Annotated in this window: 14 protein-coding genes and 1 pseudogene; 8 read left to right on the top strand and 7 right to left on the bottom strand. The window is 32.2% G+C overall.

Annotation, left to right across the window (positions count from 1 at the left end):
- Positions 1-227 precede the first annotated feature (227 nt).
- The 5 genes from Q4548_RS01275 (at position 228) to Q4548_RS01255 (ending at position 5,514) form a co-directional block, all read left to right on the top strand.
- On the top strand, positions 228-1,226 hold the full coding sequence (locus Q4548_RS01275; protein WP_303450493.1) for a GntR family transcriptional regulator: 999 nt from the start codon (positions 228-230) through the stop codon (positions 1,224-1,226).
- 17 nt (positions 1,227-1,243) lie between these two features.
- Positions 1,244-2,125, top strand: coding sequence for an aldose 1-epimerase (locus Q4548_RS01270; RefSeq protein WP_303450491.1), 882 nt, complete (start codon positions 1,244-1,246; stop codon positions 2,123-2,125).
- A 48-nt stretch (positions 2,126-2,173) separates the two neighbouring features.
- Positions 2,174-3,319, top strand: a complete 1,146-nt coding sequence (gene galK / locus Q4548_RS01265) for a galactokinase (protein WP_303450488.1) — start codon at positions 2,174-2,176, stop codon at positions 3,317-3,319.
- A 28-nt stretch (positions 3,320-3,347) separates the two neighbouring features.
- Positions 3,348-4,370: a UDP-glucose--hexose-1-phosphate uridylyltransferase gene (locus tag Q4548_RS01260; RefSeq protein ID WP_303450486.1), complete on the top strand. Its 1,023-nt coding sequence runs from the start codon at positions 3,348-3,350 to the stop codon at positions 4,368-4,370.
- Between the two features lie 166 nt (positions 4,371-4,536).
- Positions 4,537-5,514, top strand: coding sequence for a family 16 glycosylhydrolase (locus Q4548_RS01255; RefSeq protein WP_303450484.1), 978 nt, complete (start codon positions 4,537-4,539; stop codon positions 5,512-5,514).
- Between the two features lie 28 nt (positions 5,515-5,542).
- On the opposite strand, the gene Q4548_RS01250 is transcribed toward Q4548_RS01255, so the two are convergent.
- A complete protein-coding gene (locus tag Q4548_RS01250; protein ID WP_303450481.1) occupies positions 5,543-5,890 on the bottom strand; it encodes an arsenate reductase family protein in 348 nt (115 codons plus the stop codon).
- Positions 5,891-5,941: 51 nt separating this feature from the next.
- On the opposite strand from Q4548_RS01250, the gene Q4548_RS01245 reads away from it, so the two are divergent.
- Positions 5,942-6,406 carry a DinB family protein gene (locus Q4548_RS01245; protein WP_303450479.1) on the top strand — a complete coding sequence of 155 codons (465 nt, stop codon included), beginning with the start codon at positions 5,942-5,944 and terminating at the stop codon, positions 6,404-6,406.
- 55 nt (positions 6,407-6,461) lie between these two features.
- Here Q4548_RS01245 and Q4548_RS01240 read toward each other — a convergent pair whose 3' ends face one another.
- Both Q4548_RS01240 and Q4548_RS01235 read right to left on the bottom strand, forming a co-directional pair.
- Entirely contained in the window at positions 6,462-8,045 is a 1,584-nt protein-coding gene (locus tag Q4548_RS01240; protein ID WP_303450477.1) for an Ig-like domain-containing protein, read from the bottom strand.
- A gap of 33 nt (positions 8,046-8,078) precedes the next feature.
- Positions 8,079-8,765 (bottom strand): ComF family protein, encoded by a 687-nt coding sequence (locus Q4548_RS01235; protein WP_303450475.1) that lies wholly within the window; start codon positions 8,763-8,765, stop codon positions 8,079-8,081.
- Positions 8,766-8,830: 65 nt separating this feature from the next.
- Here Q4548_RS01235 and Q4548_RS01230 point away from each other — a divergent pair, with 65 nt between their 5' ends.
- Positions 8,831-9,742 carry a hypothetical protein gene (locus Q4548_RS01230; protein ID WP_303450474.1) on the top strand — a complete coding sequence of 304 codons (912 nt, stop codon included), beginning with the start codon at positions 8,831-8,833 and terminating at the stop codon, positions 9,740-9,742.
- Positions 9,743-9,805: 63 nt separating this feature from the next.
- The gene (locus Q4548_RS01225; RefSeq protein WP_303450471.1) at positions 9,806-11,350 is read left to right on the top strand and encodes a glycine--tRNA ligase; all 1,545 of its coding nucleotides are present in this window, start codon (positions 9,806-9,808) and stop codon (positions 11,348-11,350) included.
- A gap of 132 nt (positions 11,351-11,482) precedes the next feature.
- Here the strand turns inward: Q4548_RS01225 and Q4548_RS01220 are convergent, their stop codons facing one another.
- The 4 genes and pseudogenes from Q4548_RS01220 to Q4548_RS01205 form a co-directional block, all read right to left on the bottom strand.
- Positions 11,483-13,243 (bottom strand): MutS-related protein, encoded by a 1,761-nt coding sequence (locus tag Q4548_RS01220; protein WP_303450468.1) that lies wholly within the window; start codon positions 13,241-13,243, stop codon positions 11,483-11,485.
- Between the two features lie 141 nt (positions 13,244-13,384).
- The gene (locus Q4548_RS01215) at positions 13,385-15,616 is read right to left on the bottom strand and encodes a polyribonucleotide nucleotidyltransferase (RefSeq protein ID WP_303450466.1); all 2,232 of its coding nucleotides are present in this window, start codon (positions 15,614-15,616) and stop codon (positions 13,385-13,387) included.
- A 193-nt stretch (positions 15,617-15,809) separates the two neighbouring features.
- Positions 15,810-16,079, bottom strand: coding sequence for a 30S ribosomal protein S15 (gene rpsO / locus Q4548_RS01210; RefSeq protein WP_303450463.1), 270 nt, complete (start codon positions 16,077-16,079; stop codon positions 15,810-15,812).
- Positions 16,080-16,388: 309 nt separating this feature from the next.
- Positions 16,389-16,799 (bottom strand): annotated as a pseudogene (locus Q4548_RS01205) (Na+/H+ antiporter NhaA); the annotation flags it as partial.
- Positions 16,800-16,836: the final 37 nt, after the last annotated feature.

The following is a 16,836-nucleotide window of genomic DNA, read 5'->3' as shown; positions in this document are numbered from 1 at the left end:
TTTACAAACTAAAAAACCTCAGCAATTGCTGAGGTTTTTTAGTTTGGTCTAATTTGCAGTAATCGTAATTGACTGTTTTACAATCCTTTTTTTGAGAATTGCTTAAAATATTATAATTATTTAAAAATGAGGTATAAAAATCATCAACCAACTAATTGATGTCTTAAAAAATACATTTTTATCAAAACCATACCAGTTCGTACTAGTTTTTTATTTATATTTGAGGTATGACTTTAAATCCAATCATAAAAAAACTAGGAACTCCTAAGTACAAGCAGATTATTAGTGCTGTGGAGGAGGCTATTGTTGATGAAAAATTAAAGAAAGGTGATAAGTTGCCTTCTATTAGTAGTATTCAAAAAGACAATAAGGTTTCAAGAGATACAGTTTTAAATGCGTTGAGTGAATTGAAAACCCGTGGAATTATCCAATCCATTGCTGGAAAAGGATATTATGTGTTGAGCGAAGATGTAGGAACTGAAAAAAAAGTCTTTTTATTATTTGATGAACTGAATGCTTTTAAAGAGGATTTATACAATACTTTTTTAAAGAATTTAGATGTGAATACAGAAGTGGATATTTATTTTCATCATTTTAATCCTTCAGTGTTTAGTAAATTGATCTATGAAAATATAGGGAATTATAGTTCTTATGTTATTATGACGGCTAATTTGGAAAACACATTAGGTGTGGTGGAGAAGTTGCCAAAAGAAAAAGTATACATCTTAGATCAAATGCACGAAGAATTCACTTCGTACGCGGCCATTTATCAGAATTTTGAAAGAGACATTTATACCAACTTAACAGAAGGTTTGTCGCTAATTCAAAAATATGCCAAACTTGTTTTATTGTTTTCAGAACGCACACAACCTTTAGGGATGAAAAAAGGTTTTGAACTGTTTTGTCAAGAAAATCATTTAGACTTTGAAGTGTTAGATTCCGTAGAAGATCGTGAATTGACCAAAGGTGAAATTTATGTGATTCCAGATGATAGAAATTTGATTCGTGTGGTGAAAAAAATCAAAGAACAAGGTTTTGTTTTGTCAGAAGATTTAGGAATTATTTCTTACAACGATACTTTGTTGAAGGAAATTGTAGAGGGAGGAATTACCACCATTTCAACCGATTTTAAAGAAATGGGAAAACGTTTGGCTCAAATGATTAATGAAAATGAGCATGTACAAATAGAAAATACTAACCATCTTATTTTGCGAAAATCATTATAAGTTAAAAATAGAAACAATTGTATACAATCAATCAAACACAAGAAAATGGCTTAAACTATGTTCAAATAGTTGGGGCTAATGCTAGCGCAAAAATTTGTTTAGACAGGGGTGTGGCTTTGGAAGAATTGGTATTGAACCAAATTCCAGTTATCGTAGATTTAAATCCGTTAGAGTATAAAGATACGTATGCTTCGTCTATTTTGTTTCCATTTGCCAATAGAATTAAAGATGGGAAATATGATTACAAAGGAAAAACTTTTCAGTTAGATTGTAACGAAGCCAATTTAAACAATGCGTTGCATGGTTTGGTGTATGACAAGTTGTTTACCGTTAAAAATTCTAAAACATCAGAGAATAGTGCTTCGGTAATTCTGGAATATGTAGAAACAAACAAAGCGGTTGGTTTTCCTTATTTGTTTACTGTAACAGTAACATATACGTTAACTCAGAACGGTTTGGCTTTACAGTTAGGGGTAGAGAATAATGATGTTACGAGTTTTCCTTTTACTTTGGGGTGGCATCCTTATTTTTTAAGTGATGATTTGTATAACAGTAGTTTGATTTTTTCTAGTAATAAATCCGTGGAATTTGATGAAAGAATGATTACCAAAAATATTGTTGAAGGTGAAGTGGCTATGCCGCTTGAAATTAAAGACAAACAGTTGGATAATTGTTATGCGTTAGATAAAAGTGCCGTTGTTTTTGCAACACCTAAATATAAAATGACAATTGATTCTACAGCAAAAGAAAATTTCTTTCAAATGTATACTCCACCAAAAGCAAATACTATCGCTTTAGAACCTGTAACAGGTGTTTCAAATAGTTTGAACAACCAAATGGGTGTACAAGAATTGTCTGCTGGAGCTAGTTATGAAATCACATGGACAGTGACTATTTAAACGTCATTATGTTCTTAATTAATAAAAACCATAAAATAAATTCATCATATGGATACTAATTTAATTCAAAAAGTTTCAGAAAGTTTTGCAAAAAGCTTTTCATCAGAGCCTGTGTTAATTTTTTCACCAGGACGTATCAACATTATTGGAGAACATACAGATTACAATGCTGGGTTTGTGTTTCCTGCAGCAATAGATAAAGGAATTGTAGCTGCTATTCAAAAAGCAGAAGGGTCTGTTTCTACTGCTACAGCAATAGATATGGACGAAACCATTCAGTTTGATACAGATAATTTGGATACTTCTAATTTGTCAGGCTGGGCAAGTTATGTAGTAGGAGTGGTTGCAGAAACGCAAAAATTAGGAAAAACTGTAGGAAATTTTGACATTGTTTTTGGAGGGAATATTCCTGATGGAGCTGGAATGTCATCTTCTGCAGCATTAGAAAATAGTGTGGTTTTTGGAATCAATGAATTGTTTGGTTTAGGGTTGACTAAATATGAAATGATTTTAATTTCTCAAGCAGCAGAACACAATTATGTAGGTGTGAAATGTGGAATTATGGACCAATATGCATCTATGTTTGGAATAGAAAATAGTGCTTTGTTGTTAGATTGTAGAACAGCAAAAGCAGAACCTTTTGCAATAGATTTTAAAGATTATCAATTGTTGTTGTTCAATACCAACGTAAAACACAAATTGTCTGACAGTGCTTACAATGATAGAAGAGCTGTGTGTGAAAAAACAGCAGAATTGTTAGGGATTGATGCTTTGAGAGATGCTACAGAAGTGGATTTAGAAAAAGTAAAAGATCAATTGTCAGCAGAAGATTTTCAAAAAGTAGTGTATGTAGTGCAAGAAAATAACCGAGCTCAAGCTGCTGCCGTAGCTATGAAAGAAGGAGATTTGGTTGAATTAGGGCAATTAATTTATGGTTCTCATAACGGGTTGCAACATCAGTACAAAGTAAGTTGTGAAGAGTTGGATTTCTTGGTAGACTTGGCAAAAGAAAATTCAGACATTTTAGGAGCTAGAATGATGGGTGGAGGTTTTGGTGGTTGTACCATCAACTTGATTAAGAAAACGGCGGTAGAAGAATTTAAGAAAACAGCAGTTACAACATATACAGAAAAATTTGGACATGCATGTTCTCCTTATGAAGTAGCATTGTCTGACGGAACTCACAAAATTTAAAACTTAACTTAGAAATACATTCAATAAAATGGATAAGAATTTAGAAGATTACTCACACAAAAGACTGAATATTTTAACAGGAGAATGGGTTTTAGTTTCTCCTCATAGATCTAAACGTCCTTGGCAAGGACAAAACGAAGCTGTAAATAACGAAAAAAGACCTGAATATGATGAGTCTTGTTATTTGTGTGCTGGAAATACAAGAATTTCTGGTGATGTAAATCCAAAATACACCGGAACTTATGTTTTTACAAATGATTTTGCTGCATTGCAAAAAGATTCGCCTTCTTTTGAAGTAAACGACGGTTTGTTGCAAGCGCAAAGCGAAACAGGTATTTGTAAAGTAATTTGTTTTAGTCCAGACCACTCTAAAAGTTTGGCAGATATGGATGTTCCTGGAATTACAGAAGTTGTAAAAACTTGGCAACGTGAGTACAAAGAAATTGGTGCAAACGATGCTATTAAATATGTTCAGATTTTTGAAAACAAAGGAGCAGTAATGGGATGTAGTAATCCTCATCCACACGGACAAATTTGGTCTCAGTCTAGTTTGCCAAACGAGGTATCTAAAAAAGATGGAACTCAAAAAGCATATTTTGACGATAAAAAATCTAGTTTGTTAGGTGATTACTTGGCACAAGAATTAAATGGAGATAGAGAGCGTATCATTTTTGAAAATGATGCTTTTGTAGTTTTGATTCCTTTTTGGGCTATTTGGCCTTTTGAAGCGATGATTGCTCCAAAAAATCAACAAAATTCTATTTTGGATATGACAGAAGAAGAAGAAGTGTTGTATGCAGAGGCAATTTCTGTTTTGACAAAAGTTTACGATAAGTTGTTCAATACTTCTTTCCCGTATTCTAGTGGAATTCACCAAGCTCCCACAGACGGAGGTGATAATGCTCACTGGCACTGGCATATGAGTTTTTATCCACCGTTGTTAAGAAGTGCAACCGTTAAGAAATTTATGGTAGGTTACGAAATGTTTGGAACTCCACAGAGAGACATTACTGCAGAAGGAGCAGCGCAAAGATTAAGAGATTTGTTATAATAAGAGCTATTTTAGTTTTGCAAAAAGGTTACACATTGTGTAGCCTTTTTTGTTTTAGAGGTCTAGATATTTTCTGAACGGTTTGTATGTTGTAGAGATTTAAACATATGTTGTAACTAATAGAATGCCTTTGATTTAATTTTAGGATATTAAAAATTAGAGAATTATGGCTAGAGTTAATGTGTTGAAAAAAGGATCGGTGATGTTGTTTTCTTTGTTTGTGGTAATAGGAAGTTGTGGAAGTGATTCTGCAAATTTTGATCCTCCAATTACAGAAGATGATCCTATAGAAAAAGAAACAGTAGAAGAAGTAAAAGTAATTGATGTAACTCAAGCGGATTCAAATCTTCCTACGTTCGTGTCTTTTGAAGATACAACTCCAGAGGGAATGGTTTGGGAAAAGGTAGTAGAATTGTCTGATGAATTTGATACTTGGAACGATGCCAAGTGGCAAAAAACAAATTGGAATTACGGGGGGACACCTGTAAATATGGTAAACACCAATTCAGGTGTTGCTGATGGTAATTTATGGATCAAAGCTACGTTGGATGATTCAAGTGAAGAGCAGTGGTTTAAAACTTCTAGAATACGTTCTAAAGCAAAAATAAAATTCCCGATGTATACAGAGTGCAGCATTAAAACAGCACATATTTCTGCATTCAACACTTTTTGGCTAAATAACGGAGATAGTAATAATAGAGATGAAATTGATATTATAGAAAACAACTCTAAACCAACGTTGTCTCCAACTACTAGTTTTGCGTTAGATGAATACCCGTGGCAAATGAATTCACAATACTTTATTGTGAAAAATGGAGAAACAGAAAGAGCTAAAGGAAATTCTAGTAATAAAAATTTATCGGAAGGAAATACTTTAAAAGGAGTAAAATGGAATGAAGCTTATCATGTGGTAGGTGCTTGGTGGAAAGACGCTTACAATGTTCAATTTTATTTGGATGGTGAACCATCTGGTAATATCACAACAACACAACCCTTTACTTTGGAACAATTTTTAATTTGGGATTTATGGACGCAAGATTCTCCGTGGGTTGGAGGTTTGCCCGAAAAGGAAGAATTGTTGGACGATTCAATCAATACGATGAGAGTAGATTGGGTAAGAACGTGGAAGTTGAAAAGTAAATAGAAAAAACCGAGACAATTGTCTCGGTTTTTTATGCAGTTTTGGCAATCAAATTTACTACTGTTTTTTTGCTATTTCCAACAAAAATTTCATTGTCAACAATGGCTACGGGTCTTTTTAAAAAGGTGTATTCAGATAAAATAAATTGTTTGTAGTCTTCTTCTTTTAAGTTTTTATCTTTCAATCCCTGCTCTTTGTATAGTCTAGCTCTTTTGTTAAACAAAGCTTCGTAAGATTGAGTAAAAGCATACATTTCTTCTAGTTGATTTTCTGTAACAGGACTGCTTTTTATTTCTTGTATGTCAAATCCATCAAGGTTTAATTGAGCCAAAATTCGTTTGCAAGTGTCACAAGTTTTTAAATGATAAATTTTTTTCATAGTATAATGTCTTTCTATCTTTACAAGACCAAAAATATAAAAAACGAACAGATGGCAATTGAAAAACAAATTGATATATTAAAAAAAGGAAGAGCATTGATTTTAAGATTGATTGAAAACTTTTCTTTAGAGCAGATCAATCAGATTCCAGAAGGATTTAACAACAATATAGGGTGGAATGTTGGTCATTTGGTAGTAACTCAGCAATTGTTGTGTTACAAGTTTTCTGGATTAGAAAATGGAGTGTCTGAAGAAATGATTTCTAAATATAGAAAGGGAACAGATCCAAAAGAACAGGTTATAGAAGAGCGTGAGTGGGATTTAATTAAAAAACTGTTTTTAGAGTTGCCAAATTCTACAGAGGAGGACTATGGAAAAGGAGTTTTTGTTTCTTACAATGAATACGAAACAAGTGTTGGAGTTGTGTTAGATAGCGTGGAAAAAGCGATTGATTTCAATAATTTTCATGAAGGAATTCACTTAGGAGCTATTCTAGCATTGAGAAAATTGGTGTAAGGTGTAAACTGACACAAACAAAATAAAAAAGGAGAATCATAGTGATTCTCCTTTTTTATTCAACGGTAATATTTTCGTTAATTTCTGAGTTGGCTCTTAATGTAATAATTTTATTAAAGTTGATGACTTTTTCAGGTTGTCTGCGTTTTTCAAAGTCACCATTGTCATAGATGTTGTTGTTGTTCTCGTCTTTAATAATTCGGATTTGGTATTTGTTGGCTACCAAATCTTTAAAGTGTATTTTGTCTGAACCTTTAATGATCTTGGTAATTTTTTCTTTCTTAGTAGTTTCTATCAATTCTACAATAAGATTGATGTTGTTTGGGTTGGAAATGGCTAAGATTATTTCTCCATATTCTTCAGGATCCAAGGTGTTGAAAGAAATTTTCTTAGCGTGACTGTTGAAATTTAAGAAATCTGTAAAAGCATGTTCTTTTAAAATTAAAGAATAGTTGGTTTTAATTTGTCTCTCAAAATTAACCATCAAACGATGATTTCTTTTGTCCGAAATAATGTTGAAAGGAATGGGTATAGAATCTTTTTCTAACATTACAATACTGTCGTTGTTAATGTAGTCTACAGGTATGTTTGTGTATAAGGTCAGCGTATCTCTTGGGTGCAATGTTGAGTTTATTTTGCTAGAAATCTTAATAGAATCCTTTTCTAAAGTTCTAGGCTTTAGAGCAAATTCTTGTTTTAGAGTGTCTAATTCCAAAGTCAAACGTAACGTATCTGCGGGAATTTCTTTAAACCAGAAGTACAGTGAATCTTTGTCTGCTTCTTTACTGATGTAATAATCGTTTTTATTTAGCCCTTCTACTGTTAATAAAGGTTCTTTTTTTCCGTTAAACCCAAAAATAATTTGATTTCCTTTGGTTTGTGTAGGTCTAAAAATTTTAGGGTCTTTGTCTTCTAAAAAAATCGTAAAATCTATAGAATCAATTGGTTTTTTTAAGTCAATAGATTCGTTTAAAAAACCAATTCTTTCCAAGCCCTTATCATATTTGTAATTGCTATTTAAATCTTCAAGGGCAATTACTTTGTAGGTTGCTTCAGCTAAATTCTCCAAGCTATAATCAATTGCTTTTAGCGTATTGGTTAAGTAATTTGGTGTGTAGTGCCCAACCAAAGTGTCATTAGCATTTTTATAGGCCATTACGCTAATACTTTCCAATTCTTTTTCATCCAAAGGATCAAAAATATTTCCTGCAACGCTTAAAGAATCTAATTCAGGACCTGTGCTAAATACGTAAGAAAATCTACCCAACTCATTTCCTTCATTGTTGTCTACAATGCTGTTTCCAAAATTGATTGTATATGTAGTATTTGGCATCAATTCTTCTAAAAACTCAATAGTAATTTTCTTAGAAACTTCAGTAGTAGGTCTTATTTGAGGCTTTTTCTCCATAGGAGGAGAGATAATCAGCTGTGTTGTTAATTTTTCAAAACGTATGTATTCATCAAAAAGAATGGTAATTTTTTTCTCTTTGAAAGATGTCGTTTTGTTCATTGGTTTGGCAAAGGCCATAACGGGAGGAATACTGTCTTTGGGACCTCCGTCAGGACTTCCAACTCTTGCACAACTCGTTAGTTTTGTTACGAGTATCAATAAAATAAATGCGGCTGTTTTTTTCATCATATCTGGTACAAAGAAACTGATTTTTTATGATAATTAAATCGCGTAAGCAATAGTAATAATAGAGATTTTTATAGTGTGTTCTTTTTGTAAGGCTTTGCAACAAGAAATAAGTGTGGCACCGGTAGTTAAAACATCGTCTACAAGTAAAATATGTTTTTGATGAAAGTCGTGTTTTTTATTGGCAAGAAATGAGTTTTTAACGCTTTTGTATCGTTCATCTTTGTTTTGCTTTGTTTGCGATTGGTTGTTATCCGTTTTGATGAGGGCATTTTTTACAAACGGAACTTGAAAATAATTTGCAAGTGTTGTGCCAAACAACTCTACTTGATTGTAGCCTCTTTTGCGTTCTTTTTTGGGATGTAGAGGAATGGGAATTACATAGTCAATGGTGTTGAAAAAAGGAGATTGATCTATCTCTGAGATAATGGCTTTAGCTGCGTAGGTTCCAAAAGATGTTAGGCCTTTGTATTTCAATTCTTTTAACAGAGATTGTATTGGAGAATTTTTTTGATAAATATATAAAGTAGTTGCGTTGATAAGATTTATCCTTCCCCAAAATATTTTTTTGATGGGATTGTCATCGGTCTGAGTGTAATGTGCGTATTCTAACTTTAAACTACAGTCTAAACACAAAAAAGAGACGTTTTCATTAATAATAGTTTTGCAATGGAGACATCTATTAGGTAAAAACAATAACTTAACATCTTTCAGTAAATTCATAGCTTTTATTTTAAAAATAAACAATATTTTTAGATTGAATTCCATCCCAATATAAAAATCAAATTATGAAGAACCTGAAAAACATTTTGATAGGGCTTTTATTGCTGTCTATCATAGGGTTGATTTTTTATGTTTCTAAAGTTAACATAGAAAACAACACCTATAAGCAAGAAATTCAACACGAAAAAGAAATGTTGAATACTGAACTAGAGTTAACTATTGAAGATTTAAATGTTAGTCAACAACAAAATATTGCCATTACCAAAGATTTTATGGAGGCAAATGATAGATTGTTAGTGATTAGAGCTCAGCTTAGAAAATCTAAAGAAGATGTTGAAGGGCTGAAAAAGCAATTGACAAATTCTGAAGAAACAAGTTTTAAATCTTTACAAGAGGTGAAAAATGCGCTGCAAGAAGTAAGATCAGGAAATAGAATGTTGTTTAGAAGTTTAGACTCTATAAAAACGTTAAATGATAGTTTGATGGTGACGATTGCTGTTACCAAATCTGAATTGAATTCAGAAAAACTACAAAGCAAAGAATTGTCTTTTAAATTGTCAGAGGCAACTAAAGTACAGATTGCAAAGGTTGAAGTATTTGCTATTCAACAAAAAGAATCAGGAGAAATAAAACAAACTGAAAAATATAAAAAAGTAAACGGACTACAAGTAAAATACAATGTCTTAAACAACAAAGCATTGAAAAACGTAGAGTGTGATATTTTTTACGTGTTGAAAAATCAAGAGGGTTTGATATTGGCTTCTAACGGAGATTTCTTGTATGAGGGAGTGTTGACAAAATTTACTGATGGAACTCGTTTAATTTTAAATGGAGAAACCATGCCTGTAAGTGATGTTATTTCTTTGTCTGACGTGCCTTTGGAAAAAGGAACTTATACATTAGAGTTCTATAGCTTAGATGGCTTGTTAGCGAATGAGTCTTTTGAATTAAAAAATAGTTTTTTAGGCGTTTTTTAAATTAAATTTGCAGTTTTTATTACAGACTGAATATATTATAAAAAGCTTTTATATTTTTGCGCAATGGCGAAACAAGAAGATCAATTTAAAAAGGTAATATCTCACGCAAAAGAATACGGATACGTATTTCAATCTAGTGAAATATATGATGGATTAAGTGCGGTGTATGATTATGCACAAAACGGGGTGGAGTTAAAGAAAAACTTACGTGAGTACTGGTGGAAAGCAATGGTGCAAATGCATGATAACATTGTAGGTTTGGATGCAGCAATTTTTATGCACCCAACTACTTGGAAAGCTTCTGGCCACGTAGATGCTTTTAACGATCCGTTGATAGATAATAAAGATTCTAAGAAAAGATATAGAGCAGACGTGTTAATTGAAGATTACGTTGCTAAATACGATGATAAAATAGAAAAAGAAGTTACCAAAGCAGCAAAACGTTTTGGAGAATCTTTTGATAAAGCACAGTTTTTAGAAACCAACCCTAGAGTTTTAGATTACAAAGCAAAAGGTGCTGCTATTTTATCTAGAATGGGTAAATCTCTGGAAAAAGAAGATTTGGATGATGTAAAAGCATTAATTGAAGAATTAGGAATTGCTTGTCCTCTGTCAGGTTCTAAAAATTGGACAGAAGTAAAACAATTCAACTTGATGTTTGGAACCAAAATAGGAGCTTCTGCAGAACATTCAACCGACTTATATTTACGTCCTGAAACGGCACAAGGTATTTTTGTGAATTTCTTGAATGTTCAGAAAACAGGAAGAATGAAAATTCCTTTTGGAATTGCACAGACAGGTAAAGCGTTCCGTAATGAGATTGTAGCTCGTCAGTTTATTTTCCGTCAGCGTGAATTTGAACAAATGGAAATGCAATTCTTTGTGCGTCCTGGTACACAAAAAGAATGGTACGAGACTTGGAAAGAATCTCGTTTAAAATGGCATTTATCTTTAGGGTTAGGAATGGATAATTACCGTTTCCACGATCATGATAAATTAGCTCATTATGCAGATGCTGCTGCGGATATTGAATTTAAATTCCCTTTTGGGTTTAAAGAATTGGAAGGAATTCATTCTCGTACAGATTTTGATTTAAAAGCTCATCAAGAACATTCAGGTAAGAAAATCCAGTATTTTGATAATGAAATCAACGAAAATTATACTCCTTATGTAGTAGAAACGTCTGTTGGTTTGGATAGATTGTTCCTGGCTGTTTTTTCTAACTCTTTGCAAGAAGAAGAATTAGAAGATGGAAGTTCTAGAACCGTATTAAAATTACCATCAGTAGTAGCTCCATATAAAGCAGCTATTTTACCATTGGTTAAAAAAGATGGATTGCCAGAAATTGCAAAAGAAATTTTTGATGCATTAAAGTTCGATTTTAATATTGCTTACGATGAAAAAGATGCTATTGGTCGTCGTTACCGTCGTCAAGATGCAAACGGAACTCCTTTTTGTATTGCTGTAGATTACGAAACTAAAGACGATAATATGGTTACTATTCGTCATAGAGATACCATGGAACAAAAACGTGTGGCTATTTCAGATTTAAAATCAATTATTGATGCTGAAGTAAATATGGGAGTTTGGTTAAACAAGACAAAATAATTATAGACATCAAATTGTATATATAAAAAAAGCACTTCATAAATGAAGTGCTTTTTTTTTTTAGGTAGAAAAATTAAAATTGATCAGTTGTTTGGATGTTTCTGTGTTTTTTTATTTTAATTATAAAACTCTCTAAATGATCTCCATTTTCTTTAGTAGAAAAGAAGCGTTCATGTTTTTACAAATACCTTTTTTTAATTTGTAATCAAAAACCAATTCGTTCTTGGTGATTTCAGAATCAAAATAATAATTTCTGATTTCGGAATGGGTATCTGCAATGCTACATAAACTTAAATCATGAGTAGCGATTATACCTGTTGCTTTAGATGCAATTAATTTCTCAACAAATTTTTGTGAACCATTGGCTTTGTCAACACTGTTGGTTCCTTTTAAAATCTCGTCTAGAAGAATAAAGTAGGGTTCATCTTTAATGGTGTTGATGATAAATTTTAATCGTTTAATCTCTGCAAAAAAGTAAGAGGTGTTGTCGGTTAAAGAATCAGAAGTTCTCATGCTTGTAATCAGTTTAATAGGTTTGTATGCCATGGAACTAGCACAAACAGGCAAACCTATGTTGGCCATTACAATGTTTAAAGCGACTGTTCTTAAAAAAGTACTTTTTCCTGCCATGTTAGATCCTGTAATGATAAAAAAAGATTGTGCATCTATGGTGTAATTGTTTGTAATTCTCTTTTCAGCATGAATTAACGGATGTCCTAAATCTTTAGTTTTAATCATATTTTCTTCAGTTAAAATTTTAGGAAAAACAAATTCTGAATGATTGAATTTGAAATTGGCTAGGCTGTTTTGTGCATCAAAAAAAGCAATGATATCAAACCATTCTTTGGTGATGTTTTTATGTTGAAGAATCCAAATTTCAATTTTACTTGCTTGTTTTAGATCTGATAGAAACAAACCATTTCTTATAATAGCTAATAAGATATTATTGCGTTGATCTAAAGCATCTAATATTTTGGAAAATGCTTTAAAAACATCTGATGCTTTTTGATTTTCAGAAGATAATTTCTTTTGTTTTTTTAATAATTCATCCGTAGAGAACTGTTCGTTTTCTATCAATTCTAAAATTTTATAATATTGTTGAAAAGTAGCTGTTGTTTGTGAAGCATGTTGATGAATAATATTTACTTTTTTAAAATAGAATCCAGAGATAAGCACTCCTATAAAAAACCAAGTAATTAAATAAGAAAACTCTAAAAAATCAAAAGAAACAACAATTATTAGTATCACAGAAATTGACGAAAAAATATTAGTAAGCAGCAAGTTTTTTTTAGAGAATAAAGGTTTGTGTTCTTCAATCCATTTTAAGATGGAATCAACAGGAGTAGTAATTTCTATAAGGCTAGCTGTTGCTGAAAAAAGTTGTCTCCAATCTGATTTTTGAGAAAGTTCTTTAATAGTTTCTTGCTTTTGTGTAACATTATCAATGTTATTGTTGGTTAGTAAGGTTGATAAAATAAATTTACCTTGTTTGGTTGCTGTTCTATTGATAAAATGAAAAAAAGAGCCTTGCCCAAACAAATCAATATCATAACTAAAAAAGTGTTTAGCATTTATAAACTCTTCTCCAGTATCAAAAGTTGAGTAATTCCTTTCTAGATATGCTATTTCTGTGCTGTTGATGAGAACTAATTTTTGTAAACGTTTTTTTTGGTGAGTTAGTTTAAGATATTTGTTTAGTAAAAAAATAAATACAATTATTCCAAGTATAGAAGAAGCTATCATTATATTTTGATGACCCCAAAATAAATAGATAACAAAAAAAGTGGTGACAAAAACAAGAAAACGAATACCACTTAACCAATTTAATTGTTGTTGAGTTCTTTGTAATGTTTCTTGATGTTTTTCTTTTTTTGCTTGGTAATATGCTATCATTATTTATTTATGATTTTTATTGTTTTGGGATTAAAGTTAAACAAATCAAAAATTTTGGTAGTTATAACCGGAATGCTATTCAAAATAAAAATCCCTTTCAAAATTAATTGAAAGGGATTCTATATATGTAAAAGTTAAAAACTATTCAGTTTTTTTCTCTTCTCTAGGTTTTCTATCGTCTCTACGATTGTCTCTACCTCTGTTATCACGTCCACCACGATCATTATTCTCTCTTGGTGGTCTTGGTTTAAAACCTTCTGGTTTTTCTAACAAAGCTTTTCTAGAAACTTTCTCTTTACGAGTTTTAGGGTCTTTTCCAAAGTATTTTACTTCAAATTCGTCTCCCATATTTACTACATCAGTAACGTTTTCTGTGCGTTCCCAAGCTAATTCACTTACGTGTAATAAAACTTCGTTTCCTGGTGCATCTAAATATTCTACAACAGCTCCAAAGTCTAACATCTTAATTACTTTAACCTTGTAAGCTTTTCCTACTTCTGGTTTAAATAACATAGATTCAATACTTGCTAAAACTTTATCAATACCTTCTTGTCCGGTACCTAAAATTTCAACAATTCCTTCTGTAGTAACAGGGTCTTCGTTAATCACGATAGTACATCCTGTAACTTTTTGTAATTCTTGAATGTTTTTCCCTCCAGGTCCAATTAAAGCACCAATGTAATCGTTAGGAATTACTCTAGTAATCATTTTAGGAGAGTGAGATTTTACATCTGCATTAGGAGTAGAAATTACTTCTGTAATTTTTCCTAAGATATGCATACGTCCTTCACGAGCTTGTTTCAAAGCATTTACTAAAATTTCGTAAGACAATCCCTTTACTTTAATATCCATCTGACAAGCAGTAATACCATCAGCAGTACCTGTTACTTTAAAGTCCATATCTCCTAAATGATCTTCATCACCTAAAATATCAGACAATACAGCATAACGATCACCATCAGAAATTAATCCCATTGCAATACCCGAAACTGGTTTTGTAATTTGAACTCCTGCATCCATCAAAGCCATAGTTCCAGCACATACTGTTGCCATAGATGAAGAACCGTTAGATTCTAATACTTCTGATACAACTCTTACAGTGTAAGGGCAGCTATCAGGAATCATTCCTTTTAATGCACGTTGTGCCAAGTTACCGTGTCCAACTTCTCTACGAGAAGTACCTCTTAAAGGTCTTGCTTCTCCTGTACAGAAAGGAGGAAAGTTGTAATGTAAATAAAATTTTTCTTCTCCTTCGTTTGTTGGAGAATCTATAATGTTTGCATCTCTAGAAGTTCCTAAAGTTACAGTAGCCAATGCTTGAGTTTCTCCACGAGTAAAAATAGAAGATCCGTGAGTAGAAGGTAAATAATCTACTTCTCCCCAGATTGGTCTAATTTCAGTAGTCTTACGACCATCTAAACGTAAACCTTCCGCTAGTGTTAATTCACGAACTGCTTCTTTTTGAGATTTGTTAAAGTATTTTCCAACTAAGTCTCCGTATTCTGCTAATTCTTCCTCCGTAAAAGCAGCTTTTACTTCTTCTTTTACAACTGCAAAAGCATCTGTTCTTTCTACCTTAGAAGTTCCTTTAGCAGCAATAGCATAACATTTGTCGTATGTTAATTCTTTGATTTTAGCAGCTAATTCTTCGTTTTCTTCAGCTTGATCGTATTCACGAGTTTCTTTTTTCCCAAAAGCTTCAGCCAAACGAACTTGAGCAGCACATTGTAATTTGATAGATTCATGAGCAAATTTGATTGCATCAGCCATTTCTTCTTCAGAAATTTCATCCATCTCACCTTCTACCATCATTACTGAATCTGCAGAAGCTCCAATCATCATGTCTAAATCAGATTCAGCCAATTGAGCACGACTTGGATTGATTACAAATTCTCCGTTTACTCTAGCTACACGAGCTTCAGAAATTGGAGTTTCAAAAGGGATGTCAGACAACTGAATAGCAGCAGAAGCTCCTAATCCAGCCAATGCATCTGGCATTACTTCAGGGTCATGAGACATCAATTGTACCATTACTTGAGTTTCTGCATGGTAGTCTTTAGGGAATAAAGGACGTAATACACGGTCTATCAAACGCATGGTTAAAACTTCGTCATCACTAGGTCTAGCTTCTCTTTTAAAGAAACCACCTGGATATTTACCTGCAGCAGCAAACTTTTCACGGTAATCTACTGTTAAGGGCAAAAAGTCTACATCAGATTGTTTGTAGTTAGATACTACAGTACATAACAACATTGCCTTACCCATTTGTACGACAACACTACCATGTGCTTGTTTTGCTAATTTTCCTGTTTCGATAGATACGGTTCTCCCGTCTCCTAAATCGATAACTTCTTTAAATACCTTTGGTATCATAAAATAATGTTTTTGTGTTGAGGTTTCTCAACGATGTTTGTTGAACAAAAATGTTGTGTTGTTGTAGGGTCTTTTTGTTAACAATGGACTCAGAAATTAAATTCTGACTTCTTTATGTGTCCAACTGAATGTGATTCAGTGTGAAGTGTCTAAAATAAAAAAAAGAGGCGGTTAAGCCTCTCTTTAGTGTGAATTATTTTCTTAATCCTAATTCTTTGATAATTGCACGGTAACGTAAGATGTCTACTTTTGTTAAGTAGTCTAATAAAGATCTACGCTTACCTACCAAACGTACTAATGAACGTTGAGTGTTGTAATCTTTTCTGTTTACTTTTAAGTGTTCTGTTAAGTCTGCAATTCTTTTTGTGAATAATGCAATTTGTGCTTCTGTAGAACCTGTGTCAGTTGCTGACTTTCCGTGTTTTGCAAAAATCTCTGCTTTTGCTTCTTTTGATAATGACATGCTAATATTTATGTAAATGATTATTATGCGGATTCTCTCTCTGAGAATCGGACGGCAAAGATACATTTTTTATTTAAATATAAATATAGGTGAAAGTGTTTTTCTAATTGTTGATTATGAGTTTTTTATGGATAGAATTACTGTTGTTTGGCTGTTCTTAATCCTAAGTTGACTAAAAACATTATTTTCAATTAAGTAGTTATAGGTTCTTAATGATGAAATAGTTGGGTTTGTTTTAGTAATGTATTCATTTTTAATCTTTTGTAAACTGGGATTTTAAGGCTGAGTAATTTTATGTACAGTGTTTTTTTATTCTTTACACTCTTTCTTTAGTATTAATTTTAAGCTGATGAAACCAATAAGTCCAGCAATTAAAGACGATATTAGAATTACAAATTTTGCTTTGTTGATAATTTCTTGATCATCAAAAGCAAGTAGGGTAATAAAAATAGACATGGTAAAACCAATATCTCCTAAGAATCCTACTCCAATAATAGACTTCCAATTTAAATCACTAGGGAGTTTGCAAAGTTTAAGGGATACCGCTAAAAATGTAATAGCAAAAATTCCCAATGGCTTTCCTATAATTAATCCTAAGGCAATACCAATACTGTAGTTTTGCGATAAAGTTTCTCCAATATCACCACTTAATACAATAGCAGTGTTTGCTAAAGCAAATACAAGAAGGATGATAAAAGCTACCGGCTTGTGTAAAAAGTGTATACAAACAAATATAAATGGGTATAATTACGAATCA

The organism is Wenyingzhuangia sp. 2_MG-2023, assembly GCF_030548295.1.
GTDB lineage: Bacteria > Bacteroidota > Bacteroidia > Flavobacteriales > Flavobacteriaceae > Wenyingzhuangia.
Note: the sequence above shows the minus strand (reverse complement) of the source record. Positions and strands in the feature narration are given on the sequence as shown.